This window comes from Bradyrhizobium sp. USDA 4503 (assembly GCF_054055815.1).
The window spans coordinates 6,816,228-6,842,612 of the sequence record NZ_JBSRXS010000001.1 but is presented as its reverse complement, the minus strand read 5'-3'; the positions used below and the strand labels follow the sequence as shown (position 1 = coordinate 6,842,612).

Annotated in this window: 28 protein-coding genes, 1 tRNA gene and 1 pseudogene; 5 read left to right on the top strand and 25 right to left on the bottom strand. The window is 61.6% G+C overall.

Annotation, left to right across the window (positions count from 1 at the left end; translation table 11 throughout):
* Nucleotides 1-20: 20 nt before the first annotated feature.
* The 5 genes from ACVMIH_RS32595 to ACVMIH_RS32575 all read right to left on the bottom strand — a co-directional run bounded on the left by ACVMIH_RS32595 (nucleotide 21) and on the right by ACVMIH_RS32575 (nucleotide 3,370).
* Nucleotides 21-758 (bottom strand): sulfite exporter TauE/SafE family protein, encoded by a 738-nt coding sequence (locus ACVMIH_RS32595; RefSeq protein ID WP_051003131.1) that lies wholly within the window; start codon nucleotides 756-758, stop codon nucleotides 21-23.
* A gap of 216 nt (nucleotides 759-974) precedes the next feature.
* Entirely contained in the window at nucleotides 975-1,697 is a 723-nt protein-coding gene (locus tag ACVMIH_RS32590; protein WP_057016186.1) for an LrgB family protein, read from the bottom strand.
* A complete protein-coding gene (locus ACVMIH_RS32585) occupies nucleotides 1,694-2,080 on the bottom strand; it encodes a CidA/LrgA family protein (RefSeq protein WP_168859405.1) in 387 nt (128 codons plus the stop codon). Before ACVMIH_RS32585 ends, ACVMIH_RS32590 begins: the two co-directional genes overlap by 4 nt.
* 403 nt (nucleotides 2,081-2,483) lie before the next feature.
* A complete protein-coding gene (locus ACVMIH_RS32580; protein ID WP_076824994.1) occupies nucleotides 2,484-2,930 on the bottom strand; it encodes a PaaI family thioesterase in 447 nt (148 codons plus the stop codon).
* Between the two features lie 5 nt (nucleotides 2,931-2,935).
* Entirely contained in the window at nucleotides 2,936-3,370 is a 435-nt protein-coding gene (locus tag ACVMIH_RS32575) for an acyl-CoA thioesterase (protein ID WP_456864629.1), read from the bottom strand.
* A gap of 206 nt (nucleotides 3,371-3,576) precedes the next feature.
* Here ACVMIH_RS32575 and ACVMIH_RS32570 point away from each other — a divergent pair, with 206 nt between their 5' ends.
* Complete coding sequence (locus tag ACVMIH_RS32570) at nucleotides 3,577-4,134, top strand: TetR/AcrR family transcriptional regulator (protein WP_057016300.1); 558 nt, start codon at nucleotides 3,577-3,579, stop codon at nucleotides 4,132-4,134.
* A gap of 81 nt (nucleotides 4,135-4,215) precedes the next feature.
* Here ACVMIH_RS32570 and ACVMIH_RS32565 read toward each other — a convergent pair whose 3' ends face one another.
* The gene (locus ACVMIH_RS32565; protein ID WP_310882955.1) at nucleotides 4,216-4,701 is read right to left on the bottom strand and encodes a hypothetical protein; all 486 of its coding nucleotides are present in this window, start codon (nucleotides 4,699-4,701) and stop codon (nucleotides 4,216-4,218) included.
* Between the two features lie 208 nt (nucleotides 4,702-4,909).
* On the opposite strand from ACVMIH_RS32565, the gene ACVMIH_RS32560 reads away from it, so the two are divergent.
* Both ACVMIH_RS32560 and ACVMIH_RS32555 read left to right on the top strand, forming a co-directional pair.
* Nucleotides 4,910-5,191 (top strand): PsiF family protein, encoded by a 282-nt coding sequence (locus ACVMIH_RS32560; protein WP_057016295.1) that lies wholly within the window; start codon nucleotides 4,910-4,912, stop codon nucleotides 5,189-5,191.
* A gap of 328 nt (nucleotides 5,192-5,519) precedes the next feature.
* On the top strand, nucleotides 5,520-6,605 hold the full coding sequence (locus ACVMIH_RS32555; RefSeq protein ID WP_141343460.1) for an AbrB family transcriptional regulator: 1,086 nt from the start codon (nucleotides 5,520-5,522) through the stop codon (nucleotides 6,603-6,605).
* A 206-nt stretch (nucleotides 6,606-6,811) separates the two neighbouring features.
* On the opposite strand, the gene ACVMIH_RS32550 is transcribed toward ACVMIH_RS32555, so the two are convergent.
* Nucleotides 6,812-7,384 carry a disulfide bond formation protein B gene (locus ACVMIH_RS32550; protein ID WP_456864626.1) on the bottom strand — a complete coding sequence of 191 codons (573 nt, stop codon included), beginning with the start codon at nucleotides 7,382-7,384 and terminating at the stop codon, nucleotides 6,812-6,814.
* 526 nt (nucleotides 7,385-7,910) lie between these two features.
* Here ACVMIH_RS32550 and ACVMIH_RS32545 point away from each other — a divergent pair.
* Nucleotides 7,911-7,995 (top strand) — tRNA-Leu (locus ACVMIH_RS32545).
* A gap of 194 nt (nucleotides 7,996-8,189) precedes the next feature.
* Here the strand turns inward: ACVMIH_RS32545 and ACVMIH_RS32540 are convergent.
* The 4 genes from ACVMIH_RS32540 to ACVMIH_RS32525 form a co-directional block, all read right to left on the bottom strand.
* Nucleotides 8,190-8,873 carry a type 1 glutamine amidotransferase domain-containing protein gene (locus tag ACVMIH_RS32540; protein WP_083714881.1) on the bottom strand — a complete coding sequence of 228 codons (684 nt, stop codon included), beginning with the start codon at nucleotides 8,871-8,873 and terminating at the stop codon, nucleotides 8,190-8,192.
* 64 nt (nucleotides 8,874-8,937) lie between these two features.
* Nucleotides 8,938-9,774, bottom strand: a complete 837-nt coding sequence (locus tag ACVMIH_RS32535) for an alpha/beta fold hydrolase (protein ID WP_057016293.1) — start codon at nucleotides 9,772-9,774, stop codon at nucleotides 8,938-8,940.
* A 45-nt stretch (nucleotides 9,775-9,819) separates the two neighbouring features.
* Nucleotides 9,820-10,728 (bottom strand): acetoacetate decarboxylase family protein, encoded by a 909-nt coding sequence (locus ACVMIH_RS32530; protein WP_456864624.1) that lies wholly within the window; start codon nucleotides 10,726-10,728, stop codon nucleotides 9,820-9,822.
* A 153-nt stretch (nucleotides 10,729-10,881) separates the two neighbouring features.
* Nucleotides 10,882-12,117: an NADH:flavin oxidoreductase/NADH oxidase family protein gene (locus tag ACVMIH_RS32525; protein WP_456864622.1), complete on the bottom strand. Its 1,236-nt coding sequence runs from the start codon at nucleotides 12,115-12,117 to the stop codon at nucleotides 10,882-10,884.
* Nucleotides 12,118-12,200: 83 nt separating this feature from the next.
* On the opposite strand from ACVMIH_RS32525, the gene ACVMIH_RS32520 reads away from it, so the two are divergent.
* On the top strand, nucleotides 12,201-12,686 hold the full coding sequence (locus tag ACVMIH_RS32520; RefSeq protein WP_076824976.1) for a MerR family transcriptional regulator: 486 nt from the start codon (nucleotides 12,201-12,203) through the stop codon (nucleotides 12,684-12,686).
* An 839-nt stretch (nucleotides 12,687-13,525) separates the two neighbouring features.
* Here the strand turns inward: ACVMIH_RS32520 and ACVMIH_RS32515 are convergent.
* The 14 genes and pseudogenes from ACVMIH_RS32515 to ACVMIH_RS32450 form a co-directional block, all read right to left on the bottom strand.
* On the bottom strand, nucleotides 13,526-14,344 hold the full coding sequence (locus tag ACVMIH_RS32515; RefSeq protein ID WP_456864620.1) for a family 1 encapsulin nanocompartment shell protein: 819 nt from the start codon (nucleotides 14,342-14,344) through the stop codon (nucleotides 13,526-13,528).
* Nucleotides 14,341-15,417, bottom strand: a complete 1,077-nt coding sequence (locus ACVMIH_RS32510; RefSeq protein WP_456864618.1) for a Dyp-type peroxidase — start codon at nucleotides 15,415-15,417, stop codon at nucleotides 14,341-14,343. The genes ACVMIH_RS32515 and ACVMIH_RS32510 overlap by 4 nt, the downstream gene beginning before the upstream one ends.
* Before the next feature lie 223 nt (nucleotides 15,418-15,640).
* Nucleotides 15,641-15,835, bottom strand: coding sequence for a hypothetical protein (locus ACVMIH_RS32505; protein ID WP_456864616.1), 195 nt, complete (start codon nucleotides 15,833-15,835; stop codon nucleotides 15,641-15,643).
* 266 nt (nucleotides 15,836-16,101) lie between these two features.
* Complete coding sequence (locus ACVMIH_RS32500; protein ID WP_456864614.1) at nucleotides 16,102-16,362, bottom strand: DUF2171 domain-containing protein; 261 nt, start codon at nucleotides 16,360-16,362, stop codon at nucleotides 16,102-16,104.
* A gap of 84 nt (nucleotides 16,363-16,446) precedes the next feature.
* Nucleotides 16,447-16,737, bottom strand: coding sequence for a DUF2171 domain-containing protein (locus tag ACVMIH_RS32495; protein ID WP_316396438.1), 291 nt, complete (start codon nucleotides 16,735-16,737; stop codon nucleotides 16,447-16,449).
* A 9-nt stretch (nucleotides 16,738-16,746) separates the two neighbouring features.
* Nucleotides 16,747-19,352 (bottom strand): annotated as a pseudogene (gene clpB / locus ACVMIH_RS32490) (ATP-dependent chaperone ClpB).
* A 215-nt stretch (nucleotides 19,353-19,567) separates the two neighbouring features.
* Nucleotides 19,568-19,993: a thioesterase family protein gene (locus ACVMIH_RS32485; RefSeq protein WP_456864612.1), complete on the bottom strand. Its 426-nt coding sequence runs from the start codon at nucleotides 19,991-19,993 to the stop codon at nucleotides 19,568-19,570.
* 3 nt (nucleotides 19,994-19,996) lie between these two features.
* Nucleotides 19,997-20,593, bottom strand: coding sequence for a superoxide dismutase (locus tag ACVMIH_RS32480; RefSeq protein ID WP_456864610.1), 597 nt, complete (start codon nucleotides 20,591-20,593; stop codon nucleotides 19,997-19,999).
* Between the two features lie 674 nt (nucleotides 20,594-21,267).
* Nucleotides 21,268-21,459 carry a hypothetical protein gene (locus tag ACVMIH_RS32475; protein ID WP_057016349.1) on the bottom strand — a complete coding sequence of 64 codons (192 nt, stop codon included), beginning with the start codon at nucleotides 21,457-21,459 and terminating at the stop codon, nucleotides 21,268-21,270.
* 60 nt (nucleotides 21,460-21,519) lie between these two features.
* A complete protein-coding gene (locus ACVMIH_RS32470) occupies nucleotides 21,520-21,912 on the bottom strand; it encodes a hypothetical protein (protein WP_141340224.1) in 393 nt (130 codons plus the stop codon).
* Nucleotides 21,913-21,986: 74 nt separating this feature from the next.
* The gene (locus ACVMIH_RS32465) at nucleotides 21,987-22,184 is read right to left on the bottom strand and encodes a hypothetical protein (RefSeq protein WP_057016351.1); all 198 of its coding nucleotides are present in this window, start codon (nucleotides 22,182-22,184) and stop codon (nucleotides 21,987-21,989) included.
* A gap of 189 nt (nucleotides 22,185-22,373) precedes the next feature.
* Entirely contained in the window at nucleotides 22,374-24,401 is a 2,028-nt protein-coding gene (locus tag ACVMIH_RS32460) for a sensor histidine kinase (protein ID WP_456864608.1), read from the bottom strand.
* Entirely contained in the window at nucleotides 24,380-25,768 is a 1,389-nt protein-coding gene (locus ACVMIH_RS32455) for a sigma-54-dependent transcriptional regulator (protein WP_456864606.1), read from the bottom strand. The genes ACVMIH_RS32460 and ACVMIH_RS32455 overlap by 22 nt, the downstream gene beginning before the upstream one ends.
* 306 nt (nucleotides 25,769-26,074) lie before the next feature.
* On the bottom strand, nucleotides 26,075-26,278 hold the full coding sequence (locus ACVMIH_RS32450; RefSeq protein WP_199805208.1) for a hypothetical protein: 204 nt from the start codon (nucleotides 26,276-26,278) through the stop codon (nucleotides 26,075-26,077).
* Nucleotides 26,279-26,385: the final 107 nt, after the last annotated feature.

The following is a 26,385-nucleotide window of genomic DNA, read 5'->3' as shown; positions in this document are numbered from 1 at the left end:
AGCTCTTCGCCCTTCTACGTTCAGGACACATTGATGTTACGCAGCAGCATATAGATCGCCACCACGATAATCACAGTCGCAAACACGATATTAAGCGCGCCGCGCCGTTCCGACAGGTGGCGGGCGCTGCTTGTGCCGAGCAGGCCGCCCGCGATGCCGCCGGCGACGAATAGCCCCGCCAGGCCCCACGACACCAGCCCGGACCACGCATAGCTCAGGGCCGTGGTCATGCCGAAGGCGGTGACGGCAACCAGCGAGGAACTGACCGCGTTCATGATCGGCATCCCGGTCGCCAGCATCAGGGCCGGCACGATCAAAAAGCCGCCGCCGATGCCGAAGAAGCCGGACATGGTTCCGGTGGCAAGTCCGAGGCCGATGATCGCGGGCATGTTGGACATCGAGATCTTGACGTCGGTCAGCCCGACCCGCGCGCGGTTCTTCAGCATCAGGCCCGCGATGACCAGCATCACCAGCGAGAACAGCGCGAGCAGCTTCTGCCCCTCCAGCATCTTGCCGAGGATGGAGCCGCCGAATGCGCCCAGCATGCCCGACAGCGCGAACACCAGCGCGCAGGACCAGATCACGGTGCCGCCGCGGGCGTGGTTGGAGAGATTGACCGCGGCGTTGGCGGCGACCGCGATCGCCGAGGTGCCGATCGCGACATGCGGCTCCGGCACGCCGACCACGTAGACCATCAACGGCACGGCAAGGATCGAGCCGCCGCCGCCGACCAGGCCCAGCGAAAAACCGACCAGCATGCCCGATGCCAGCCCAAGCACGCTTTGAGTTGCGGAGAAGACCAAGGGGAACAGACTCGCGTTTGAGCCGGCGACCCTAGAAGGATTTGCTGCTCAACGCCATACCAATAGCACAAAACTGCCCTGCAGCCGAACTCTCTATATCAGCATGATCTCCGCGCAAACGCGTTGCGTTTGTCGCGAGGGAAAACCGGTTCCCACTTTTCCGGATCACGCTCAGCGCAGCAGATATGTCACAGCCAGCGGCACCAGCAGCGAGGTGACCAGCGCATTCAGGCTCATCGCGATCCCGGCGAAGACGCCGGCGACCTCGTCGACCTGGAAGGCGCGCGCGGTGCCGATGCCATGGGCGGCGATGCCCGCCGCAAAGCCACGGGCACGAAAGTCCGTGATGCCGGTGAAGTTCATCAGGGGCGTGACGATGATCGCCCCCATGATGCCGGTGAGGATCACCGACACCGCGGTCAGCGAGGGATCGGCATGCAGGGATTCGCTGATGCCCATCGCGACGCCGGCGGTGACCGATTTCGGCGCCAGCGACAGGATGACGTCGCGCGGCAGCCCGAACGCCTGCGCCAGCAGCACCACCGAGACGATCGCCGTCAGCGAGCCGATCGCGAGAGCAACCAGCATCGGCAGGATCGCCGCCGCGACCCGCCGGCGATTCTCGTAGAGCGGCACCGCGAGCGCCACCGTCGCCGGCCCGAGCAGGAAGTGCACGAACTGCGCACCGGCAAAATAGGTGGTGTAGGAGGTCCCGGTCAGCAGCAGGAATACGCCGATGATCCACACCGAATGCAGCACGGGATTGGCGAGCGGGTGCCGCCTCGTCTTCAGCGACACCGCGTCGGCCGCCGCATAGGTCAACAGCGTCACCGTCAGCCAGAGCAGCGGCGACTGCGAGAGATAGACCCAGAGCGAGAACGAATTGTCGTTCACGGCCTCTCCTCCTCGCTCGAAAGCAGGCTGCTCGCCGCAACGAAGGTCGCAACCGTCGCCAGCAGGGTGACGATGACGGACACCGCGAGGATCACCAGGACCGCGATACCGTGCTCGGCGAGCAGATCGAGCTTCTGCACCACGCCGACGCCGGCCGGAATGAACAGCAGCGAGAGATTGGCAAGCATGCCGCGGCTCGCGCTCTCGACGCCGTCATCGCCGAGCGGCCCGCGCGCCAGCGCCGGAAGGCGGTCGCGCGCCAACAGCAGCAACAGCAGCAGCACGAGGCCAACCACCGGGCCCGGCACCGGTACCGCCAGCGCGCGCACGGCGACCTCGCCGACCAGCTGGCAGAGCAGGATCAGGCTGAGGCTGGCGATCATGGCAGGAAGCTCACGCGAGACATCCGCCTATCAGGTCGGTGTGGCGGGACCTTGTCAATGCGTGGGTCTTGGATGCATGCGCAGATCTTGGGCGCCGCCGCCTTCAAATCCGTCACACTTTCTCAGACCGTCATCCCCGCTTTTCGTCCCTGCGAAAGCAGGGACCCATAACCACCGCATTCGGTGATGACCGGGATCGTGGCCCCAGCCAGCGCAACAATTGAGATTCGGGGTAATGGGTCCTGGCTTTCGCCAGGACGACACGGGGTGTGTGGCGCGGCCTGCATCCGCAATCGTCGTCCCTGCGAAAGCAACACGCGCTTCGACCAGCTCCGTCCTCCCGAGGTGTGTGCCTTGCGCCGCAAGGCTCGCACCTCAGGGTGACGGGGAGAGAGTTAGCCTTCTACGACTCCCGCCGTGCCAGCGCCATCAGCGTGCCGCTCATGGTCGCGACCAACGTCTCGGCGCCGTCCTGGATCGCATAGGCGCGGCCGTCGCAGACGGTCAGCGTGCGGCCGGGCTTGACCACGACGCCGCGGAACACGAACCGCTCGCCGCGCGCCGGCGCCAGCAGGTTGGTCTTGAACTCCACGGTGAGGATGTCGGAGCCTTCGGGCATCAGCGTGAAGGCGGCGATGCCGCAGGCATTGTCGAGGCCCGCGGTGATGATTCCGGCATGCACGAAGCCGTTCTGCTGGCAGAATTCCGGCGCGTAGGGCATCGCGAGATCGACCTCGCCGGGCTCCATCCGCGCGATCGAGATACCAAGCGTCTGCATCGCGCGCTGGCGTGCGAATGTATCGGTCGCGACCGCACGGTAATCGGGATTCTTCGGCTCGAAGCGGGGCATGGCGGTTACGCGATTGCGGGCTCGGACGGCACAAGATGCGGCATCGCCGCGTAGCGGATCGCCGGCGCAAACGGCGTCGATCTGCGCGCGGCACGGTCGATATGCACGGCCGCGATCTCGCAGGTCGCTGCGATCTCGCCGGTCTCCGCATTGCGCATCTCGTGCAGGATACGGATCGACTTGTCGCGGAACTCGACCAGCCGGCTCTTGACCTCGACGAGGTCGCCGGCGAGCAGCTCGCGCTTGTAGGCGATGTTCTGCTGCACGGCGGCCATGCCGCGGCCGGACTCGCGCAGATAGCTCGGCGTCAGGCCGAGCCGCGCGAACATGTTCCAGCTCGCCTCGTCGAACTTGCCGACATACCACATGACGTTCATGTGGCCGATATGGTCGCAGTGCCAGGGATAGACCGTGCCGCGATAGGTCGCCTCGCCCTCCATCGGATCCCTCCTTCGATTTTTGATACGGTAGCGTATCAGGGACGAAGCAGGCTAGCAATACGGTACCGTATCAAAGCATGATCCGGAAAAGTGCGAAGCGGTTTTCCCTCGCGACAAACGCAACGCGTTTGCGCGGAGATCATGCACAAACAAGCGATTAATGCGCGATGACGATCCCATCGCGCATTAGGATGCGCGGAGATCGCATGACTGAAAGCAAAGGCGACGTCTGGGTCGCGGCCGGCTTCGCCGAACTCGCGCATAGCGGCGTCGACGGCGTGCGGGTCGAGGTGCTGGCGAAGAATCTCGGCGTCACCAAGGGCGGCTTCTACCGCCGCTTCAGGGATCGCGCCGCGCTGCTCGAGGCCATGCTGACGCGCTGGCGCGACGGCCGCATCGCATCGATCGAGAAGCACACCGCGCTCGACGGCGCCAGCGCGCGCGAGCGTCTGAAGGCGATCATCACGCTGTATTCGGAGCGCATGAACACCGAGGCGATGGCGGTCGAGCTCGCGATCCGGCAATGGGCGCGCACCGATGAGGCCGCTGCCGCCGCCGCCGCGAGCGTCGATGCCGCGCGGCTGAAGAATGTCGCCCAGCTCTATCGCGCCACCGGGCTGCCGACTGAAGAGGCCGATGCGCAGGCCTTCCTGTTCTACTGCTTCATCTTCGGCCAGAGCCTGCTGTTCCTCGAGCGCGGCCCGCGCAAGCGCGCGCAATTGCTGGCGCAGTCGGCGGACAAGCTGCTGATGGAAAACCCGTAGAGAGAACTGCAGCCAATAGAGCCGGTGCAAACAGAAAGCGGCCGGCTTACGCCGGCCGCTCGCCAAACTCGGTCGGCTCGCTCAGGCGCCCTTCAGGCGCTTGTTGCATTCGCTGTAATAGCCGCCGCCCTTCTGGATCCACTTCAGGCCGCCATTGCCGCCGGTGGCCTTGTTGGCGTTGTACTGGTCGACGCAGGTGTGCATGCGTCCCTTGCCTTCGGACTCCTTGGCGTATTTGGGATCGATGGCGTTCGGAAATACGGCGGGTCCTGCCGGCGCCGCCGGTGCCGCGGCGGGCGCCTGCTTGGCTTCCTTCGGCGCGGCCGGAGCGGGCGCGGCGGCTGCCGGCGGCGGAGCGGCGGGCGCCGCAGCCGGGGTCGCGTCGGCGCCGCACTGCGCCTTGCGGAAATCATTCCACTTCTGGCCGCCGAGGGTGCCGGCCGACTTGGCCGCCTGGTACTTGGCGCTGCATTCCTGCGCGGTCAGGGCCTGCGCCGGCGCGCTCGCCGCAAAGGCTGCAAAGCCCGACACCGCAAGCACGCACAACAATCTGATTTGAATGGTCATCGCTGGTCTCCCGTCATCCCTGGTTTCCCGTTGGTTTCCCGTGGGGAGCATTGGCGTAAGACCATTATCCTAGCGCAACCCCGACTTGCGACAACGCGCCTGCGCGCCTGCGCGTTAAAATATTGTGGCGGCGGGACCGCTGCATGTTCATCCACGGTTCAGCATCGTCGCGCGACGTTTCGGCCCTCTTTCCCTCACGAGGTGCCCCATGAAGACGATTTCCACGCTCGCGTCCGCAACCGCCCTGGCCTCCCTGCTGCTGATGGGCGGAGCTTTCGCGCAAACGGCCGCGCCCGCCGCCAAGGACGCCGCTCCGAAGGCCGATACCAAGGCGCCGGCCGAGAAGAAGCCGCGCACCGCCCAGTCGCTGGAATGCTCGAAGGAAGCCGACGCCAAGGGGCTGCACGGCAAGGAGCGCAAGAAATTCCGCTCCGAGTGCAAGAAGGAGAAGTCGGACGGCGCCGCCGCTGCGCCCGCGGCGACGAAGTAACGTCCGGACAGGCTTGATGCGATTCGCTCTCCCCATCGGGGAGGGCAATCGCAAATGCGCTCGATCGCTCGACGAACCCGTGATGCCCGGCCTTGTGCCGGGCATCATGGGTGTTGGCTGGCACGTGGAAAAGACGTGGATGGCCGGGACACCTGCGCGAACACGCGCTTCGCGCTTCTGCCCGGTCATGACGAGTTTGTGGCGACACTGATCGCAATCCCCGGCGCGTTTCGAAGGGTGAAAAATCCGTGCGCCGGGCGAGCCGCGGCGCAATGCTGCAATCGCGAGATGCATTTGTCGCGTTCACGCGAATTTGCCATAAGGCGGCGTGACCCTGATCCGCGCTTCGATGGCAACGGCCATTCCCGACCGCAGCAAAGTCCTGAACGGGCTCGAGACCCTCGTCATCGGCACCGTCGGCGGCTTGCTGTTTCTGTGGGCAGAATTGCCGGGCGGCCTGATCTCGGGGGCGATGGTCGCGGTCGGGATCGCCGCATTGGCCGGACGGCCGCTCGCGGTGCCGGCGGTGCTGACGCAATCGGTGCTGCTGTTGCTCGGCATCTCCCTCGGCTCGCTGATGTCGCAGCAATTGCTGCAGCACATGAGCTCCTATCCGCTCACCATCGGCCTGCTGGCCCTGGCGACGTTCTGCTCGACCTTCGGCTCGAGCCTCTATCTGCAACGCATCCATGGCTGGGACCAGACCTCGGCTTTCCTTGCCGGCAGCCCGGGCGCGCTGTCGCAGATCACGATCCTCGCCGCGGAAAAGGGCGCCGACGTCGCGGCGATCGCGGTGGTGCAGACCATGCGCGTGATCATCTTGACCGCGGCGCTGCCGCTGGTGCTGGCGCTGACCGGGGTGACGCATGCAGCGCCGCCGCCATTGCCAACCTCAGTCGCCTCGCCGTTCGGCCTCGTCGCGCTGGTCGCCTTATCGATCGGCGTCTCGCTGCTGCTGCGCTGGATCAAATTCCCCGCCAGCTGGATGTTCGGCGCGATGCTCGCCTCCAGCCTGCTGCACGGCTCCGGGCTGGTCGATGGCGGCCTGCCGCCCTGGCTCCGCAACGTCGCGCTGGTCGGCATCGGCGCCATCATCGGCACCCGCTTCGCGCGGATGAAGACCTCGACGCTGCTCAGTCACGTCAATGCCGGGCTCGGCTCGTTTGCGATTGCCATCCTGATCTCGGCCGTGTTCGTCGCGGTGATCGGCTTCACCACCCATGTGCGGCTCGCGGACGTCGTGGTCGCCTTCGCGCCGGGCGCGATGGACGCGATGCTGGCGCTGGCGTTGACGCTGCACATCGACCCGATCTTCGTCGGCGCGCATCATCTGTCGCGCTTCCTGTTCGTCACCATCTCGACGCCGGGCATCATCCATCTGTTCGGCCGGCCGCAGGACGACGTCGACGATTAGGCCCCCTTTGTCCCGTCATCCTGAGGAGCGCCACCGGGTCCGCGCGAAGCGCGGCCCGATGACAGGCTCCGCGCGTCTCGAAGGATGAACGGCCCGGCTGGTGCCCGTCCATGCTTCGAGAGGGCCGCTTCGCGGCCTCCTCCAGCGGCAAAGGCGAAGCCTTTGCGCGGGCATGACGGATAACGGGAAAACCGTACGGCCCGACCTCAGGCCCTCGCGGCCTTCATCACGCCCCAACCGGCGATCGCGGCCATCACGAGCGAGATCAGCGCGTTGTAGCCGGCGAGCGAAATGCCGAGGAAGCGCCACTGCACCTCGTCGCAGCGCACCACCTTGACCTTGTCGAGCTGGTCCAGCAGCGAGCCGGCCTTGCCGAAATCCACCATCGGGCCGGTGCAATCGGTCGGCCCCGGCCAGAACCCCCATTCGACACCGGCGTGATAGGTGCCGAGCCCGGCATTGGCGAGCGCGGCGAGGCCGAGGATCACAAGGCCCGCGAGCAGCACCGGACGCGGCGCGTCGCGGGCGGCCGCGAGCACCACCACGGCGCCGAGCGGCACCGCGAGGTAATAGGCATAGCGCTGCTCGAGGCAGAGCGGACAGGGCATGATCTCCAGCACGAGCTGGAAGAACCAGGCGCCGGCCAGGGTCGCCGCCGCGATCACGGCAATCGCCAGCGCCGAGATCAGCGCCGGATTGCCGGCGGCGGAAGCATGCGACGGATGGGCGGTGGCAATCGTCACGTCGGTCCTCCGGGGAGCATCGTTCGAGAGGGTCATGGGCCCTGCTCCAAGGTCGTCGATTGCGGTCGTATCGCGTGAAAATACCGCTGTCGAGGCGCGGGACAATCACATCCGCGCGGGTTGACCGTGACGGCCACCGTCCGCCGCGGTCAGATCGCGTTCAGTCGGTGATGCATGGGAACGCGCAGGCCCCACTGGGTCATCGCCGCCTGCAGCTCATCGGAAAAGAAAAGGCTCGGATTGAGCAGCCTGCGTTCATGTACGTCATCGAGATCGACGAACCGGACAATACCGTTACGCTCGCGCCTCCGTCTCGAAGTAGGTTGCCGCAGCCGCGGCCAGGCTTGGGGACGGTGGCAGCGGCTGCCGCCGCCGGGCAAACTCTTCCGTGACTGCCATACGGACGGCAACGGCCTTGCGTCGTCCTCGGGGTCACACCCACCGGAAATTCCGCTGCCGGGGCGCGGGACATCCCGCCCGTGCGGGTTGACCATGACGGGCCGCCCGCTATAGTCCGCCGCGCTTCGCGACCCCGGCCTTCCCGGCCGGGACCGTTGCGAATGCCCCTGTGGCGGAACTGGTAGACGCGCTCGACTCAAAATCGAGTTCCGCAAGGAGTGCTGGTTCGATTCCGGCCAGGGGCACCAACTAGGCTGTTCGCTCCCATTCGCAAGCGTTCGCAGCCGTCCGCGCGGCGCTTCAAACCCTTGAAAAATAGGCACTTCTGCATAACTCGGTGATCGTCACCGTTTGTTCTCATCCGATCCCAGCCGTTCGATTTGTTGGTATTTCTGTTGGTATCGGGAGAACAGACGTTCACGGCGACTTCCGTTATTCCAAACTAGGAAATTGAGCAGATGGCCCGCAAGAGCGACGGCGCGCACGCAAATCCAAAGCAGATCAGGACTGACGTTGACTGCCGAGCTGCCCGCCCGAAATTCGGCGGGGACGCGTGGTAGCGCGCTCCGCGCCGCTTCATCTCGGCCTCAGCATTATAGGGCATGTATTTCGCAACTCCGGCCAGCACTTCTTCGCGCCACGAAAAACCGGTGATGCGCTTGCCGGCGACCAGCAGCTTGCCATCCGAGAGTTTTGTGTTGAGCAGGCCGCAATAGCCGTGGCAGACGGCGGAGACGATGCCGCCACGCTCCCAGATGACGCGAGTGATCTCTTGCAGCCCTTCGCTGTCCGGAAAATCCCACATGACTGCGTGACCGCCGGTGAAATAGATCACATCGTAATCCGCTGGGTCGATCTCATCAGGCCGCGCCGTCGCCGACAGAAGCGCCATGCGGCTCTTGTTCGCCAGCCACGCCTTTGCCGAGGCGTCCAGGAGCGGCCATTTGAGCGCGCGAGGTTCGAGCGGAGACGATCCGCCCTTCGGGCTCACGATCCTCTGTTCGTAACCTTTTTCCGCGAAGACATCGAAGGCGTGCGTCAGTTCGGACAGCCACAACCCGGTCGGGTGCGACCGATCGTCATAGTAGGCGACGTTGCTGACGACATGGAGAACACGCCTACTCATTGTTGCAATACCTTCGAAAAGCCCGAAGAAAGGAGCGCGCCGGAGATAGTCCGGCGCGCGTCATTCATCCACGGATGAACGCGAGAAGATCGGCGTTGATCACATCTGCGTTGACCGTGAGCATCCCGTGCGAGAAACCGGGATAAATGATCAATTTGCTGTTTTGCAGCAGCTTGTCCTGCATGAGCGCTGCCGCCTTGTAGGGGACCACCTGGTCGTCGTCGCCCTGCATCACGAGAGTCGGGACGGTGATCGCCTTCAAATCCGCGGTCTGGTCGGTTTCCGAGAACGCCTTGATGCCTTCGTAGTGAGCCTTCGCGCTTCCCATCATGCCTTGCCGCCACCAGTTCTCGATGACCCCCTGCGAGGGCTTGGCGCCCGGCCGGTTATATCCGTAGAAGGGACCGGCGGGCACATCGAGGAAGAACTGAGCGCGGTTGGCGGCAAGCGCCGCGCGGAAACCATCGAACACGGCGATTGGCGTGCCCTCGGGATTCGCGTCGGTTTTGACCATCAGGGGTGGCACTGAGCTGACCAGCACCGCCTTGGCGACGCGCCCTTGTGGTTGGCCATGCTGCGCAACATAGCGCGCAACCTGCCCGCCACCTGTCGAGTGGCCGATATGGATGGCGTTTCGAAGATCAAGATGCTCGGCGACCGCCGACGCATCGGCGGCATAGTGGTCCATGTCGTGGCCTTCGCTGACCTGGCTTGACCGTCCATGGCCGCGCCGGTCGTGCGCGACGACGCGAAAACCCTGCTTGAGAAAGAACAGCATCTGGTTGTCCCAGTCGTCGGCGCTGAGCGGCCAGCCGTGGTGGAAATGGATAGGCTGCGCGTCCTTTGGCCCCCAATCCTTGTAAAAGATGTCGGTCCCGTCCTTTGTTTTAACAAATGCCATGACGACTTCTCCTTTGTTGACAGGCCCAATCCGGTGATGTCGCTTTCAAATCGCGGGCAGAGCGTTCAATGAACGCGGCAGGTACAAGACCATCTGCGCGTCTTTGACGACATCGAACCGCAGGATGGTGCCCACGCCTAACCCGTTCAGCAACTGGCTGATCGGACCGCCGGCGCGCGACAGTTTAACATCGCGCGGAAACAGCGTCTGTGCGAGTTCGATAGGGTTGGTAACAAACTGTGTCTGCCGCCACTCGCCATCCACCAGCCCGATCGACGTGTTAGTTGAGAGGCGCGACTGCGATGTTATCCGGCGAAGCGTCGGCAGTGGTGCGGTCAACGTCACGTCCGATTTTCCGTCGGTCGCTGCGATGCTGGCCGTGATGCCGTTCGACGAGACATCAAGCCTTATGTCGGTCAGCCATTTCGGTAGTTGATAGCCATAGACTCCGCGCACGCGGGCGATCTCGGTATCTACCGGCAACGCCAGCACATGCGCGAAGAAGCTCTGCCGCCGTATCGAGTCGAGCAGTTCCAGCACGTGTGGTCCACGCGCGCCTGGCCGGCGGATGACGATGGCGACCGATACCTCGTTATAAGGATCGTTGTCACAGACCGCGTAGGAGAAGAAAGTGAGCGCTACGAGTCCGTATCCGGGCAGCGCATGCAGCGGCTCAAGCGGCGACGGCAACATCGAACGCAGCTTCTTGAGCGGCGCGAGCATCAAAGCCTGCACGTTGCTGGTGCGGTAGTAGAAGTTGGGCGCCCACGTCGGGCCGATCCGCGACGGAACCATCACTTTCCGGATGCGCCGGAAGAAATCGATATTGCCGGCGGTTGGATCTTTTGCCACCTCGTCGAGCTCGGGATTGGAGCGAAAGCGGTCATAGTAGCCGCCTTTCGGCACCATGACCTTGTGACCGGCGAACTCGACTTCCGTTAGGTCTTTAGCCATGAACGATGACTTTCGTCGATAAGCGAGGCCGGCGGACAGCCCATGGTATGCCGCTCGTCCCGCCAGCGGACGGGATGGTAACGTTGAAGTCCAGTTTAAGCTCAAGCATTAATTGCGGTTCCCTCCGCTGGTTGCGATCCCGGCGATCTGCCATCAAGCCGCCGCCTTTCGTTCCGTCACCCAGCGGCGATATTGGCGCGCGCTGCGCTTTGCCTGCATCTGCGAGGTAAGCAACGCCCAGACCGGAGATACGTTAGGCGCGCTGCGCCGGTTTCGGCTAAGGCGGACTAACTGGTAGCGGACGGCGGCCATATACGCCGAAGACGCGGCCGGCTTGTTCTTCCAGGTGATCGGCTTGAGCTTTGGAGCGTCCGATTTGCCGAGCCGCCAGTTGTGCGGCAGGTTCGGCTCGATCGCGAGTGCGGTCGCGATTCCTGCCATGGCCACCCCACTCTTGATCACGTTTTCCGCCACTTCACGGCGCCGGATGCCGCCCGTGACCATCAACGGCATTGCGACCGCGGCGATCTCGCGCGCGAATTCGAGAAAATAGGCTTCGCGCGCCAGTGTGCGTTCGTCGCGCGCCGAGCCCATCATGGCAGGCGCCTCGTAGCTGCCGCCCGATAGCTCCACGAGATCGACGCCGAGCGGCGCAAGCATCGCAACCACGGCCTGAGCATCCTCCGGCGAGAAGCCACCGCGTTGGAAGTCGGCCGAGTTCAACTTGACCGACACCGCAAAGCCAGACGACACAGTCGCCCGCACGCCGCGCACGATATCGAGCAGCAAGCGTGCGCGATTCTCCAGATTGCCGCCCCATTGATCCGTGCGGTGGTTCGCGAGCGGCGACAGGAACTGGCTCAGCAAATAGCCATGCGCCGCGTGGATCTCGACACCGGTGAAGCCCGCGCGTTCCGCGAGGGCTGCGGTGGCCACGAAGCGGCGTTCCACCTCGGCAATGTCGGCCGCTGTCATCGCACGCGGCATCGGGAAGACCTTGGACTGCGCGCCAAGGTCGAGCGGAATCGCGGATGGCGCCAACGTCTCCTGTCCGAGTCCCGCCGGCATCTGGCGGCCGGGATGATTGATCTGCATCCAGACCTGGCCGCCGCCCGAGCGTGCGGTGTTCGCCCACGTCTTGAAGCGATCGAGGAAGCGATCGTCCTCCAGCACGACCCCGGCCGGACCGGTCATCGCGCGCGCATCGACCATCACATTGCCGGTGATGATCAGGCCCGACCCGCCCGCGGCCCAGGCCTGGTACAGGCGGATCAGTTCGGCCGATGGCGCATGATCGGCATCGGCCATGTTCTCTTCCATCGCCGCCTTGGCGACGCGGTTCGGGATCACGGCGCCACTAGGCAGCGCCAGTGGGGAAAACAGCGACATTATGGATCTCCAAGCAGAAAGTTGGACAGACCATAACCTTTGAGTTAAGTTGAAGGTCAACCCTTTTTCGAGGATTGTTCGCGATGAATATCGGGGAACTGGCGAAGCGAACCGGGCTGACCAACTCGCGGATCCGCTTCTATGAGCGCGCCGGGCTTTTGAAGACGGTCGAACGGCTGCCGAACGGCTATCGGACCTATCCTCCGGAGGCGGTGCTGATGCTCGAATTGATCACAACTGCGCAGAACGCTGGATTCAGCCTCGACGAAATTCGTTCGCTGCTGCCGTCCGATCTCGAGCAGTGGGATCATCCTGTGCTAATCGACACACTCCGTCGCAAGGTGGCGGATATCGGGAGATTGGAGGCGCGGCTCGCGCAGAGCAAGGAGCAACTGGTTGCGCTTATCAAGGACATCGAAGCGAGGCCTGACGACATCGACTGCGCTGCCAACGCACGGCGGGTGCTGTCGCAATTGCTAGGCAAGGAGATGGAGAGACCAACAGTGACGGTCGGTGACGTGAAGCTTTTCGGCAAAACAAGGCGTCGTCGACGTCCCAGAGCCGGCTAAATGCACTGGAATCATCATCGACCGCGCGGGCGGCGATGTGCGCCTTTTTGAACTGAGCTAACATCGTTGGCTGTTGGCCCATCGCGATATTTGCTGCGGTTGCGCAAAGGAGGTCCGTATTGAAGCCACGCGGACTTCGCCGCCGGTTTATGAGTACACGGCCTAGTAGGAGGGGCGCGTCAGATCACGAAGTGCCCAGCCACCCCGGTGACGTGCATCTCCCAGATACCCCACTCACCGATGGAAAGGCTGGATTCCGGAGGGCTGGATGCAACTCTGATACTGTCTCTGTTGTCATCGGGTCACGCCATAAGCGGCGCTGGTCGCGGTTTCGCTCATGGAGATACCATGCCGGCCACTCGCCAAGTTGGTATGCCCAGGATTCGGCACGAGCGTAACACCTACTCGCGATGGCCAAGCATTCTGAAGCGGGTGGAACTGCTATTGAGATACGGAAGTTGGGGCCTGGCTGATCTTCGGGTGGTATGAGATATGCGTAGTTCTTTGTCTGCTTGACCAGCGTCCATCCCCGCCTGGGAAGAACCACGCTTAGCGTGAGGGAAGCTCCGAACCGATAGGCGTTCGGTCCAAATTTCTTTGGCGCCTTTCCACTCGCACTGAACTCGATCACTTCGATCGGCCAGCCTACAGGGGTGTGAGAGCGTGCCCTGGCGCGCGCGAGGGGCAGCGCCCCTGAGATCTCAACTATGAGGATGGCGGGCAGCTTGAGAGAGAAGAATCACAAGGCAACAGTGAGAAAGATCAAGAAGGCAGCCGCCGGGCCAGGTTGTCCATTGATTGCTAACTCCTTGTCTACCTGACATGGCCAGCAGGACTCGTTATTTCAACATTTGCTTCTCGGCTGCGGCGAGTACCACCGAAGCTTCAGTGGTCAGCACCCGGAAGGTAAAAGCCTCCTGGAAATAGAGATCGACCGTTGTGTCGGTGTGGTTGAGGTAGCCGATCGAGAGGTCCTGGCCGATATCCAGTTCGAAATCACCTCCTCGCGTCGTCAGGACAAAGGCGCCGCTGATGGCAGGCGCCCAGACAACGCCGCCGTCGACGATCCGTTCGAGGTGGTGAAAAACGGGGTATCCTTCGTCACTTCCGCCGCTGGCGCCCGTGTACGCCTCTGCCCCAAGGACGAGGGCATATGGCCCATTGCAGCCGGCAAGTCTGAGTTCACTGACCGCTTGCGCGACGGCACTGGGATAGGCTTTCACATTTGTCGGAAGAATGCATCCTGCATTGCTGCTGGCCTGGCGAATGCCCTCGATCCCTGCAGCCGCATATCCATCGAAAATCGCGCGGTCTTCGGCAAATGCGATTCTGCGGGCAGCATCCTTGACCGGCGTCCAGTCGGCGTCCAGGGCGCCACGCTCAACGTCATCGATCTGCTGACGCGAGAGCTGGAATGGAACGCGCAGTTCGACGAGCGCCCTCGCCTCGCGCTGTTGCGCCATCATTCCCTCGCCTGGAGCCGGAAGTTGTTTGACATGGCCAGTGCCCACCGCCGAGAAGCCACTCCCCTTGGCTTCGGGGACGTCGACCACGCGCCGCCCGGCAAGGTGCCGCTTCAGGGTACGGGAAGCCTCCTCCTCGATTTGAGCCCAGGCCGCGTCGGATATGGGAGCGAGTTGGCGGTGAAGATTATTCATGGTTCGCCTTCTTGTTTTAAAGACCCAATTCCAAGCGACCCGTCGTTGACGGGCGGATATGTGCGAGCTGTATCTGACGAGCCTGCTCCACGCTGCTCAGCGCAAACCGGCGCTTCCCCGCTGGCTGCCGCGGCGTCATTGTCTTCAGGCGAAACGTCGTCAAGAAATGTCGCTGACGGTACGAAGAACAGCGCCCCCGTAACGGCGCGGCTGACATCCAGCAGCCGGTCGTAGTTGCCGGGCGGCCGACCGACAAACATGTTCTCGAGCATCTGTTCGATCCGGTGGGGCGAGCGCGCATAGCCTATGAAATAGGTACCAAATTCACCCTTGCCGATCTCACCGAAAGGCATGTTGTCGCGCACGATCTCAAGCTGCTCGCCGTCTTCGACGACCGTCGTCAGAACATTATGTGCGTAGGGCGCCTTGGCCGCATCGTCCTGCTCGATGTCCGACAGTTTGTGACGACCGATGATATTTTCCTGCTCCGAGGTTGATATCGCATTCCAGCGCTGCAGATCGTGCAGATACTTCTGGGTGATGACGTAGCTTCCGCCGGCGAATGCAGGGTCCTCCTGTCCGATGGTCGTCGCGTCAACCGCGTCCTGATCGGACGGGTTCTCGGTTCCATCGACAAACCCAAGCAAGTCGCGATCGTCAAAATATTTGAACCCATGAACCTCGTCGATCGTCGTCACGGCTTTGCCCAGCCGGGACATGATCTGTGAGGCAAGCTCGAAGCATAGGTCCATGCGGACAGACCGGATATGAAAAAGGATGTCGCCCGGCGTGGAGACTGCGTGATGCACCCCATGGATTTCCCTGAAAGGATGAAGATACTTGGGCCGCGGATCACCGAACAGTCGGTCCCAGGCATCGGAGCCGAGAGCCATCACACATGATAGCCGCGCTTCCGGATCGCGAAATCCGACGGCTCGCAGGAGTGCCGACAGAAGGGCACATAGACCGCGCACCGCATTCTCGCTGTCCTTTCCGGGATTGATCCGGACGACGAGAAATATCGCGGCACGCGTCAGTCTTGCGACGACGGGTTGTGGGACGACAGCTGACACAATCACTCCTTGGCGGCCTGCTCGGCGCACTTGATGCTCCGGGCTGGCCCGTCCGGCTGAACACGGCCCGCGCGTTCGGCGCGGCCAGCGGTCGTTGGCATCGACGAGCTTCTCGAACGACGCGTCGTGCGGAAATCACCGGAAGGGCGATCGGGATAACGAACACACAAGGTCACTGGCATCCCTTGAGATGTTCACTCCGACCAATCAGGCCGAGGGCCGGTCAATCCATGTCCCGAAAGGCATGGCCATCGGCCTTGACACCTTCGATCACGCTCGACGGCAAAAGATCCTGAGCGGAGGTCCCGTCAAAAACCCAGTCGCCCTTGTCCGCGAGGTCCGGGAGCTGCGCGCCCTTGCGGACGTAGATCCCGATCGCCGGCTGCTTCACATTGATGTAGAGATCGTATTCTTCCATCGCGTCGATGCTTTCCCTCTTGCTCTATCGAGCCATTCATCGGCTACGGAGCAACCGCCATGCCAATTTGAGTGCATCGAGATATCAAGAGCTTACGCCGACCTGACCGACCGGATCTGACAAACTGTCCGATCGAGCACGGACAAATTGTCCACGCTGCGGGCGCAACGGGCTCGCGCAGCGTCGAGCCCGTTGTCGCCTCTGTGAAATCGAAACGTCTTGCCCCAGACAACAGCGGCCGCAGCGGTCCCGCTGCACTATCCCGGCTATCCAAGATCGACAGGACGTCCTGACGGCTCTTCTTCCAGTGTCACCGCAATGTCTGCGTTGGCGGACAAGCGCACCCTGTTGCCCTCGACGCCGGCGACGAATCCCAGCTCGATATAGTGCTGGTGACCTTTGTGCTGCCCGAAACTGTCGCTCTTCTTGAGCCTGATACGATCACCTTCGACCTGATCGACCGTGCCGACATGCACTCCGTCAGCGCCGATTACTTCCATACCGCCGTTGATCTTGTTCATGGCCATACCTTTCTCCCTGAAATCCATTGCAGCGGTCACGCGAGCCATAATCCATATCGACTGCGTAACCGCGGACCACGCGCAACCAAATCACTTGACCGGGCGGCCCGACTTTTCTTCCTCAAAGAGTTCGACGATATCGGCGTCAGAGCAGAGCCGCACCTTGTGATCCGTGACGCTGTCGACGAAATCCATGCCGATATAGTGGTGATGTCGTCTGTGCCGGCCGCCGCCAGTTTCGCTTTTCTTCAGCCTGATACGGTCGCCCTCGATGCTATCGACGACACCGATCTGCACACCGTCAAACCCGACGACCTCCATGCCTTCCTTGATCTGATGCTTCTTCAAGAATTGCACCTGCTCGTTCCATGTCTTTCTCAAGCCTGACGCTCAGATCGCTTCGTCCTCATCCGGAGGCTTCACTGTCTTCCCGTTGAATGTCAGACCGTCTTTCCCCGACGAGATCTGCACGGTCGAGCCGTCGCGGACGTCGCCCGCGAGCAGCATTTCGGCCAGCGGATCCTGTACATATCGCTGGATGACCCGCTTTAATGGCCTGGCGCCATAGGCGGGGTCCCAGCCCTTCTCGGCGAGCCAGGCTTGGGCCTTGGCGTCGAGCGACAGTGTAATTTTGCGATCGTCGAGGAGCTTGCGGAGACGCGCGAACTGAATGTCGACGATTCGGCCCATGTCGTTCTTCTGCAGCCGCTGAAACAAGATGATCGCATCGATGCGGTTGAGAAATTCGGCCGGAAATGCGCGCGGACCATCTCCATCACCTTGTCGCGAACGGCACTCGTCTTTTCGCCTTCCACCTGATTGACGAGGTATTCCGCCCCGAGGTTTGAGGTCATGATGATGAGCGTGTTGCGGAAATCCACTGTCCGCCCTTGGCCGTCGGTCAGGCGTCCGTCGTCCAGCACCTGCAGCAGCACGTTGAACACATCCGGATGCGCCTTCTCGATCTCGTCGAACAAGACGACCTGATAGGGTCGTCGCCGCACGGCTTCCGTGAGCACGCCGCCCTCGTCATAACCGACATAGCCCGGAGGCGCACCGATGAGCCGTGCGACCGAGTGCTTCTCCATGAACTCCGACATGTCGATGCGAAGGATGGCGTGCTCATCGTCGAACAGGAATTCCGCAAGGGCCTTGGCCAGTTCGGTCTTGCCGACGCCGGTCGGGCCAAGGAACATGAACGAGCCCATCGGCCGGTTCGGGTCCTGCAATCCCGCGCGGGCCCGTCGCACGGCCGTTGACACGGCACGAACCGCTTGTGTCTGTCCGACAACGCGTTTGGCGATCATCTCCTCCATCTGGAGGAGTTTCTCCCGCTCGCCCTCGAGCATCTTGTCGACGGGAACGCCGGTCCAGCGCGAAACTACCTGGGCGATATTGTCGGCCGTAACCGTCTCGCTGATCGAACTGCTCTCGCTGGCCTCGACGGCAGCCAGTTTTTTCTCCAGTTCGGGAATCGTGCTGTAAGACAGCTCGCCTGCCCGCTGGTATTCACCTTTTCGCTGCGCGTTCGCCAGTTCCGTACGAAGCTGCTCGAGTTGCGCTTTCATCTTCTGGGCGTCCGAGAGCTTGCTCTTTTCGGCCTGCCATTTCGTCGTCATGTCGGCGGAGCGCTTCTCGAGATCGACCAGATCCCCGTCGAGCGTCTTCAGACGGCTCTTCGACCCGGCATCGCTTTCCTTCTTGAGTGCCTCCTGCTCGATCCTGAGACGCACGATTTCGCGGTCGATCGAATCCAGTTCCTCCGGCTTGGAGTCGACCTGCATCTTGAGCCGTGCGGCAGCTTCGTCGACGAGATCGATGGCCTTGTCGGGAAGGAAGCGGTCGGTGATGTAGCGGTTGGATAACGTTGCGGCGGCGACCAGCGCGGCGTCCGAAATCCGTACGCCATGATGCTGCTCGTACTTGTCCTTGAGGCCGCGCAGGATCGAGATCGTGTCCTCCACCGTGGGCTGCGACACGAAGACCGGCTGGAAACGGCGGGCAAGCGCGGCGTCCTTCTCGACATGCTTGCGGTACTCGTCGAGCGTGGTCGCACCCACACAGTGCAACTCGCCGCGAGCCAGCGCGGGTTTGAGGAGATTGGAAGCATCCATCGCACCGTCTGTCTTGCCAGCACCGATGAGCGTGTGCATCTCGTCGATAAAGAGGATGATACCACCATCCGCGGATGTCACCTCGGAGAGCACGGCCTTCAATCGTTCCTCGAACTCGCCGCGATACTTGGCACCGGCAATCAGCGCGCCCATGTCGAGCGCGAGCAGCTTTTTGTCTTGCAGGCTCTCGGGAACATCGCCGTTCACGATCCGCAAGGCGAGCCCCTCGACGATGGCGGTCTTTCCGACACCCGGTTCACCGATCAGGACCGGATTGTTCTTGGTGCGGCGCGACAGCACCTGGATTGTGCGACGTATCTCCTCGTCGCGACCGATCACCGGGTCGAGTTTGCCGTCACGCGCGGCCTGCGTCAGATCGCGGGCGTACTTCTTCAGTGCGTCATATGCATTCTCGGCTGACGCGCTGTCTGCGGTGCGGCCCTTCCGGAGCAAATCGATCGCGGTGCCAAGAGCCTGGGCATTGACGCCGCCTTGCGCCAGGATCTTCGCCGCGTCGCTGCTCTTGTCCGTGGACAAGGCCTGCAGCAGGCGTTCGACGGTGACGAAACTGTCGCCCGCCTTTTCCGCTAGCTCCTCCGCAGCGGTGAACAGGCGCGCGGTGTCGGGCGCCATATAAACTTGTCCCGCACCCGAACCGGACACCTTCGGCAGTTTTGCCAAAGCCGCTTCCGTCGCGTGCAGGATCGCCCGCGAGTTTCCACCCGCCCGATCAATCAGACCGGCGGCCAAGCCTTCGTTGTCGTCGAGCAACACCTTGAGCACATGGAGAGGCGTGAACTGTTGGTTACCCTCCCGTGTTGCCAGAGACTGCGCCGACTGGATAAAGCCCCTCGCGCGGTCGGTATATTTTTCGGAATTCATGGAGCCCCTTTCAAACGCGCGGTCTGTCGTCAATGGTCAGGAACGGAATTACGATCCGGCCGGCGTCGGCGCAGCGTGTTGCGCGCCTGGAAGCTTCTGCCTGATCCCTTCGGCTTTGCCCTCGGTGGGATGGACGATGAGGTCGAACATGGCTATTGCCCATGGTTGATGATCAATTCCGGCTCTAGACGACTGCAGTATGAAGTGCCCCGGTCTCAGCGCGGCGTGGCGCGGGTGGCCGCGGATCGCGCGACCTTTTCGTCAAGGCGTTTTCGCAGTTTGGCGAGCTCAACGACCATTCGCTCGTGAGTCCCCTTGCCAATTTCCTCGATTTCATCGGAGGCGCGGACGGAAAATGCGATCCGGCGGCCGTCGACCGCTGTGACTTCGGCCATGGCGGTAACCGTCTGTCCAACCACAGTCGCAGCAAGATGCTGCACGTTGACCATGGTGCCGACCACGCTCCCGCCCGGCTCGAGATAATCACGAACGGCATTGAGGGCAGCATTCTCCATCGCCATGATCATGACCGGTGTCGCCAACACCGGCGGCAGGATGCTATCCTTGAACCGGTTGGCCAGATGTTCGGGCTTCACGACGAGCGTGAAGCGTCCGGTTGTGCCAGTCGATATGCGCTTCATCGGTCACGCTGCCCTCTTGAAGAGATCCTCGACATACTCCCAGTTCACGAGGTGCTCGAGAAACGCCCGAATGTAATCGGCCCTTCGATTGCGGTAATCGATATAGTAGGAGTGTTCCCAAACGTCACAGCCCAGTATGGGCTTTGCACCATAGACGAGCGGATTCTCGCCGTTGGGCGTTCTCATAACAATTGTCTTGCCGTTCTGCACTGCAAGCCAACACCAGCCAGAGCCAAACTGCCCGACGCCGGCGGCGATGAACTCCTCTTTCATCTTCTCGATCGAACCGAAGTCCGCCTTGATTTGCCGCTCCAGGATTCCCGGCAGCGCGCTTCCGGCATGCGGCTTCATCCATTTCCAGAAGTAGGTATGGTTCAGGTCCTGGCTCGCATTGTTGAATACAGGAACGTTGCTTCCAAAGGAGCCGATGACGACATCCTCCAGGCTCATTCCCTCCCATTCGGTGCCTTTGATAAGGGCATTGAGCGCATTGACATACGCGGCGTGGTGCTTGTCGTGGTGATATTCCAGCGTTTCCCTGGACATGTAGGGAGCGAGCGCGTCATGCGCGTAGGGCAGATCAGGAAGCGTGAAGGACATGGACATCTCCTCTGGAGAGAACATTCGCGACGGCGCACCGCCTGGTGCTTGCGACAAACGCGCGTCGCCGTGGATCTCGTGGTTCAGATGTCACCGGCTGTTTTCTCTTCGACCTCGGTTCTTCCGAGCAGAATGCAGTCATGCAACGGATGAAACGCCATGGGGTCCTCTCTCGGGGGTGAACGGCGGTGCCAAAGTGCGATCCTTGCCGATATCGGGCCGGAGGCCGGCAGTACGTGACGGATAGTCGTTGCCGCTGCGGCCCCCAATCCTGATCCTGAGCAACTCATGTGCCACATCGGAAGCTCTACGATATCAATCAGTTGCGTCGTAGGAGGGAAGCGCTATCGGACAACTTGTCGAAAGCAAAACGGACAAAATGTCCTGCGTGTCGCTTTGGGGCACTACTCACCAAACTGAGGGTGAAAGATTGCCTGTCAAAACTACCGTCCGATATGGATCGAAATCGATGAGGGCGATCGGCGATAACCCTCGAGAACGTCTAGCCTTCCAAGAACCGGCACGCCCAGATGAGGCTGCGTCGATCATTCACCTACGTCGGCCATGGCCGGCTATTTCGCTAGGATTGGGCTAAGGGACGCAAAGTTCCGGTATGAGCTCTTTAAGCGAGCTCTGGAAGCGTTTCGGAACAACACATCGAGACGACGGCGCGACTAGTCGGCCTCATCGAGTGACGGCCGGGCTGCACGAAATCCGTGCGCGTCCGCAAAACGTAGCGCCTCGACGATCATCGTCTTCACGACCTTGGGCTCATCATCGTGATTGAGCTCGTACTCCAACAGCATTGAGGCAAACGCCTCCTCGTCAACCTTTTCCAGCGCATCAGCCAGTTCATTCAGCGTCATCACGCATCGCCTCGTTCGCGATCTCGCCCTGCCGCTGGTACAGCGGGGCGCCCAGCTCGCCTAGTTCCCCTGACCATACATAATCGCGAGGGCGGCAAGGGCAAGCAGGATGTACTCGCCATTGTAGTCGGCGTCATCGTCGGTAGAGAGATCGAATTGCTTCCACACGCCGTCCAGCTTTCCAGCGTCATGCTCAGCAACGACTTTGACGGCGACCTCGCGGATGGCATCGAATTGCGAAAAGTCGAAGTGCAGCCCCTGATCGTCCATGAACAGCCCGTGGTTTTGCAAAAAGGCCGCCATCGGCATCGTCGTCTCACTGATATAAAAGAGCAGGTCGTCCGCTTCCAACGGCCGATCCTGTGCCTGCGGCATGAGACCGACCTGATTGATGAGCAGATGCGCCTTGGCCTGCATATCTTTCGATAGCTGCTGGTTGGACACAACGGTCATTTCTGGAGCTCCTCGCTCTTCACACCAGGCTGGGAGGTGTCACCAACGGCCGGAAAACAGCGGCCTGCCTGGCATCATTTGATGCGGCGTCCCTGGAAGTAGCCCTCGTTGGTGGTGTTCTCGCGGATGTTTGCTGTATCACCCTGTTCCGCGTAGTTGTCTTCGCGCTTCTTCGACGACGTATCTTTCTTGACTTCGGGGTCACCGCCGGTGCCCTTCGGGCTACGGTTGGCCGGCGGAACAGGGGGCATCTTCCCATGATGACGTGGCATTGCTGCGTCTCCTTGACATCAGACTCATTGTTGCACGCGGTTGAAGCTCCTGCCGCCCTTGGCGATTCCAGCAACAGCCATGCCAAGCGAGGCTTCACGCGATATCAATCGCTTGATGACCGCGGCCAGGGGCCGATGGACAATTTGTCTTTGCAGCGGGACGAAATGTCACCGGCTCTTCGGTCGCCATCAGTCCTCCGCAGGCAGCCAGACCGTAAATGTCGTACCCTTGCCGGGTTCGCTCTCAACGGAAATCTTACCACCCTGGCGGGTTACAAGCATCTGGCTGATGGACAGCCCCAAGCCGGTTCCCTCCCGCCTCTTGGTGGTGAAGAATGGATCGAAGATCCGCTGCATCACGTCCGGCGTCATACCGCCGCCGGTGTCCGTCACATCGATCATGACGCCACGGCGCCTGCCCTCATCCCGATCAAAGGTTCGAATCGTCAAACGCCCGCCTCCGGACGTCGCGTGAATTGCGTTGACGAGGAGATTGACCAGCACCTGCTGCAATTCAGTGCGATTCATTGAGACCAGGCGTGAGGCGTGATATTCCGTTTCGACGCTGATCGTTGTCTTGTTCAGCAGATGCTGAACGAGTGGCAACGTGTCGGTGACGACGACGGCTGGATCATATTGATCGGTAAAGCCGGCATACTCCTGTGGCTTGGCGAATTGCAGAAGCCTCGTCACAATTTCACTGACGCGATGCATCTGCTCGTCGATGAGCCGAAACTCCGTTTTTGCTTCGTCGGCCTTGGCGCCCATCATATCCCTGATGATCTCCAGGTTGCCCTGCATCACCGCGATGGGATTGTTGATCTCATGGGCTACACCAGCGGTGATTTCGCCAATTGCAGCGAGCTTTTCGGACATGATCAACTGCCTGGTTGTTGCTTCGAGCTGCTGGTTCGCATGCAGGAGCTTGTTTGTGCGCTCCTCGACGCGCTGGTTGAGCTCCTGGTTCCATTGCCGCAGCTGGGCGTCGCGCTCGTGGATCTGATCGAGCAGTCGATCCAGATGAACCGCAACCTGCTCGATCTCGTCGCGCCCATCGACGGGTCCCGTTCGTGCGCCTAGTTCGCCGCTTTCCACTTTCGAAATCGTCGTCGTCATCCGCTCAAGAGGCCGGAAGATACTTGCCGCCCACGTCAAGAACAGTGGAACAGTCAGTGCAACCGCGACGGCAAATGCCAGCGCGATTTCCAGAACCGTACCGCGCTTCGCTGCGGTGAACGGTTGCCGAAGATAGCCGGCGTAGAGCATTCCGACGCGACGATCATAGCTGTCACGGATCGGCTCATAGGCAGAGATGTACCAGTCGTTGACGACGAATGCGCCATCGAGCCAGGTCTGGCCACGATCGAGAACCGCATCTAGAACTTCCGCAGAGACGCGCGTGCCAATTGCACGCTGCCCCTCGAACATCCTCACATTGGTACTGATACGCACATCATCGAGGAAGAGCGTCACGGTCCCGCGACTGCCTTCCGGCAAACCCGCCCCGAAATAGATTAGATCGTTGATCGTGTCGACGAACGCAAGGTTCTGATTGAGCAGCATCCCACCAACCAACGCGGCCTTTCGTCCATTCGGCAGCGAAACCGGCGTCGCCGACTGCAGTACCAGCCCCCGGCTCTCCTGCGTCCGCGTGGTCGGCGCGCTTCCGGGTGTCGCCACGATGTCGATCTGGGCGCGCTTCGGAAGATCGGCGGAGATCGCCGCGAGCTCCATCGATTGAAACACATCAATCGCGGTTCGTGCCCGCCCCTCAAGCGCTGAGCTGACGACAGGCCAATTCCATCGCGGCACCGCTGCCATCTGATATTCACTCGCGATCACCGCGCCATCGTCAGCGACAACGTAAAGAAAATCGAAACCGCGAGCCTGAGCGATGTCCTTGAGATAATCGCTCAGGGCCCCACGCTCATAGCCCTGGGTTTGCACAATCGACTGAAAGCGCGCGGAGTTTACCGACGATACCAGATAGTCCTCCGTGTTCTCGAAAATTCGTCCGAGATACTGCCTGGCGATCGTCAGGTCGTCATGAACCTTGGACGTCAGTACCGCGTCGAACCTGACGTTCCAGCGATAAATGCTGATTCCAAGAAGCAGCGGAAGAATGACGAGCATCGGCAAGAGCGCCATCGCCAGCAGACGATACCGCACGGAGGCCTTCGGGGAAAAGCTCGTTATCAGAGCTGCCAACTTGCGCATTTGCGGTCGATTGTTTTGCGTGAGATCCCGAGACGGCGAGCCGCTTCCTCACGGTCGCCCCCCGATTCGCGAAGCACAAAAAGGATATGCCGCCGCTCCACGTCGGCGAGCGTGATATCGCTTGTCGATCTTTCGCCGCGTGACTTGAGATAATCCTCCCGGAACTCACCGAGGATTACCGTCCGCTCGATCAGATTGCGCAGTTCGCGTATGTTGCCCGGCCAATCGTACTGCAGGAGAAACATACGCATCCCAGCATCGATCGGAACGCGCGGCATGCCAAGCTGCTCGGAAATCTCGCGCATAAAGATCTCGGCAAGCTCGAGCACATCCTGATCGCGGTCCCGAAGGGACGGAAGATCGATCTGCATGATGTTGATGCGAAAATAGAGATCCGCGCGAAAAGTGCCGGCTGCAACCCGCTTCTGCAGATCGGCGTTGGTCGCGAAGACATAGCGGGCGTCGATCGGCACCTCCCGCTCCGAGCCGACGGGACGCACCCGACGATCCTCAAGCACACGCAACAGCTTGCTTTGCAGATGGTATGGGAGCTCGCCAATCTCGTCCAGGAAAAGAGTGCCGCCTTGCGCGAACATAAAAAGACCCTCTCGGGTCTTCCCTGCGCCGGTGAATGCCCCCCTCACATGGCCGAAGAGTTCGCTTTCGATCATTTCTGAAGGGATTGCCCCGCAGTTGACCGGCACGAACAGCTTGTCCGCTCGGTTGGACAACGAATGGAGCGATCGAGCGGCAACCTCCTTGCCTGTTCCGGACTCGCCAGTAAACAGAACCGGCGTCGGCAACGGCGCCACCCGGGCGATGGTCTCCCGTGCCTTTTGAATTGCTGCGGATGCTCCGAGGAGCTTGTTTCGCAGATACAGCTGCTGCGAGGACGACTTCAGCTCATGGCGCAGTACGAAATTCTCCCGCTGCAGTCTCGCCCGGTCAAGGCAACGCGCAACCGCATTCAGCAATTGATTGGATCGAAATGGCTTGATCACAAAATCGATGACGCCGATGCGCAGTGCGCCAATTGCTGTATCCAGATCAGCATAGGCTGTCATAAGGATGACATCGGTGAAGAACCCGATCGCTCGCTGCTCCGCAAGCCAGTCCAGGCCACTCTTTCCAGGCATGACATTGTCAAGGATGACGACGTCGAAATGCTGCCCATCGAGTTTCCGCGACGCATCCCTGGCGTCCGCGGACTCCTCGATCAGCTTGCAGCGCGGTCGCAGGAGCTTGACGAGGAAATTGCGTATGCCGGGTTCGTCGTCAACGACAAGAATCGAGGCTTGCGCAAGCCAAGGTCCAAATTCCGGGTCGACCACCGGTTCGGCAACGTCACGCGGGGTTTCCTCAGACATTCATATCTCTCCCGACACCGCTCTTGACGACCACCATCTCAACGCAGGGCGATGGCCTTCTCCAGCGCCATGAAAAAAGCGAAGGCAAAACAGTATGCCTACCCGCCACGCCAGGCCATAAGCCATTCCGCTCCTCGGCTGGATCGCGAACATCGCAGGATGCCCAAGCCAGCGCTTGAAGCCGTTGTCCGCGACCGTCAATTCGCCGATAGAGAAAACGCCCTGACGTTGGCATAGTGTTCCCCACCCATCTCTGTGGTTGTTCTCCAAGGCGACGGCGCGCTCGCGTTAACGCTCGCGCGCGGGTTACTTTTCTTCGGTCGGTGTCGAGATGAACGAGGACTTCCCGAAGTGCGGATCGATCGACGCTTTCTTGTCGTCACCAAGGAAGACGGGCGCCAGATCCTCATCGACCAGGATCTTCGCTGCCTGCGGCGTTTGCGGGTCCCCGTCAACGTCAAGGCGCGTCGCCGCCTCAAGGAGCAAGGCCCACACGTCATCGGACGACAAGACGTTCTTCACGAGGAGCGTGCCGGACCAGGGCCTCAAGCACCAAGCCAACAATCGGTCCGTTGCCGAGCGTGCGTTCCATCGAATAGCTGCTCCCTAATGCCTGT

Coding starts and splice junctions, on each gene's coding strand:
- ACVMIH_RS32455 (WP_456864606.1), bottom strand. CDS start 25,768: ATGTCTGAGGAAACCCCGCGTGACGTTGCCGAACCGGTGGTCGACCCG.
- ACVMIH_RS32535 (WP_057016293.1), bottom strand. CDS start 9,774: ATGGCATTTGTTAAAACAAAGGACGGGACCGACATCTTTTACAAGGAT.
- ACVMIH_RS32475 (WP_057016349.1), bottom strand. CDS start 21,459: ATGACGCTGAATGAACTGGCTGATGCGCTGGAAAAGGTTGACGAGGAG.
- ACVMIH_RS32505 (WP_456864616.1), bottom strand. CDS start 15,835: ATGGAAGAATACGATCTCTACATCAATGTGAAGCAGCCGGCGATCGGG.
- ACVMIH_RS32585 (WP_168859405.1), bottom strand. CDS start 2,080: ATGATCGCCAGCCTCAGCCTGATCCTGCTCTGCCAGCTGGTCGGCGAG.
- ACVMIH_RS32500 (WP_456864614.1), bottom strand. CDS start 16,362: ATGGCCATGAACAAGATCAACGGCGGTATGGAAGTAATCGGCGCTGAC.
- ACVMIH_RS32575 (WP_456864629.1), bottom strand. CDS start 3,370: ATGGAGGGCGAGGCGACCTATCGCGGCACGGTCTATCCCTGGCACTGC.
- ACVMIH_RS32595 (WP_051003131.1), bottom strand. CDS start 758: ATGCTGGTCGGTTTTTCGCTGGGCCTGGTCGGCGGCGGCGGCTCGATC.
- ACVMIH_RS32520 (WP_076824976.1), top strand. CDS start 12,201: ATGAATATCGGGGAACTGGCGAAGCGAACCGGGCTGACCAACTCGCGG.
- ACVMIH_RS32565 (WP_310882955.1), bottom strand. CDS start 4,701: ATGACCATTCAAATCAGATTGTTGTGCGTGCTTGCGGTGTCGGGCTTT.
- ACVMIH_RS32525 (WP_456864622.1), bottom strand. CDS start 12,117: ATGTCGCTGTTTTCCCCACTGGCGCTGCCTAGTGGCGCCGTGATCCCG.
- ACVMIH_RS32560 (WP_057016295.1), top strand. CDS start 4,910: ATGAAGACGATTTCCACGCTCGCGTCCGCAACCGCCCTGGCCTCCCTG.
- ACVMIH_RS32465 (WP_057016351.1), bottom strand. CDS start 22,184: ATGCCACGTCATCATGGGAAGATGCCCCCTGTTCCGCCGGCCAACCGT.
- ACVMIH_RS32550 (WP_456864626.1), bottom strand. CDS start 7,384: ATGACCCTCTCGAACGATGCTCCCCGGAGGACCGACGTGACGATTGCC.
- ACVMIH_RS32460 (WP_456864608.1), bottom strand. CDS start 24,401: ATGCGCAAGTTGGCAGCTCTGATAACGAGCTTTTCCCCGAAGGCCTCC.
- ACVMIH_RS32480 (WP_456864610.1), bottom strand. CDS start 20,593: ATGTCCTTCACGCTTCCTGATCTGCCCTACGCGCATGACGCGCTCGCT.
- ACVMIH_RS32530 (WP_456864624.1), bottom strand. CDS start 10,728: ATGGCTAAAGACCTAACGGAAGTCGAGTTCGCCGGTCACAAGGTCATG.
- ACVMIH_RS32470 (WP_141340224.1), bottom strand. CDS start 21,912: ATGACCGTTGTGTCCAACCAGCAGCTATCGAAAGATATGCAGGCCAAG.
- ACVMIH_RS32570 (WP_057016300.1), top strand. CDS start 3,577: ATGACTGAAAGCAAAGGCGACGTCTGGGTCGCGGCCGGCTTCGCCGAA.
- ACVMIH_RS32515 (WP_456864620.1), bottom strand. CDS start 14,344: ATGAATAATCTTCACCGCCAACTCGCTCCCATATCCGACGCGGCCTGG.
- ACVMIH_RS32580 (WP_076824994.1), bottom strand. CDS start 2,930: ATGCCCCGCTTCGAGCCGAAGAATCCCGATTACCGTGCGGTCGCGACC.
- ACVMIH_RS32540 (WP_083714881.1), bottom strand. CDS start 8,873: ATGAGTAGGCGTGTTCTCCATGTCGTCAGCAACGTCGCCTACTATGAC.
- ACVMIH_RS32485 (WP_456864612.1), bottom strand. CDS start 19,993: ATGAAGCGCATATCGACTGGCACAACCGGACGCTTCACGCTCGTCGTG.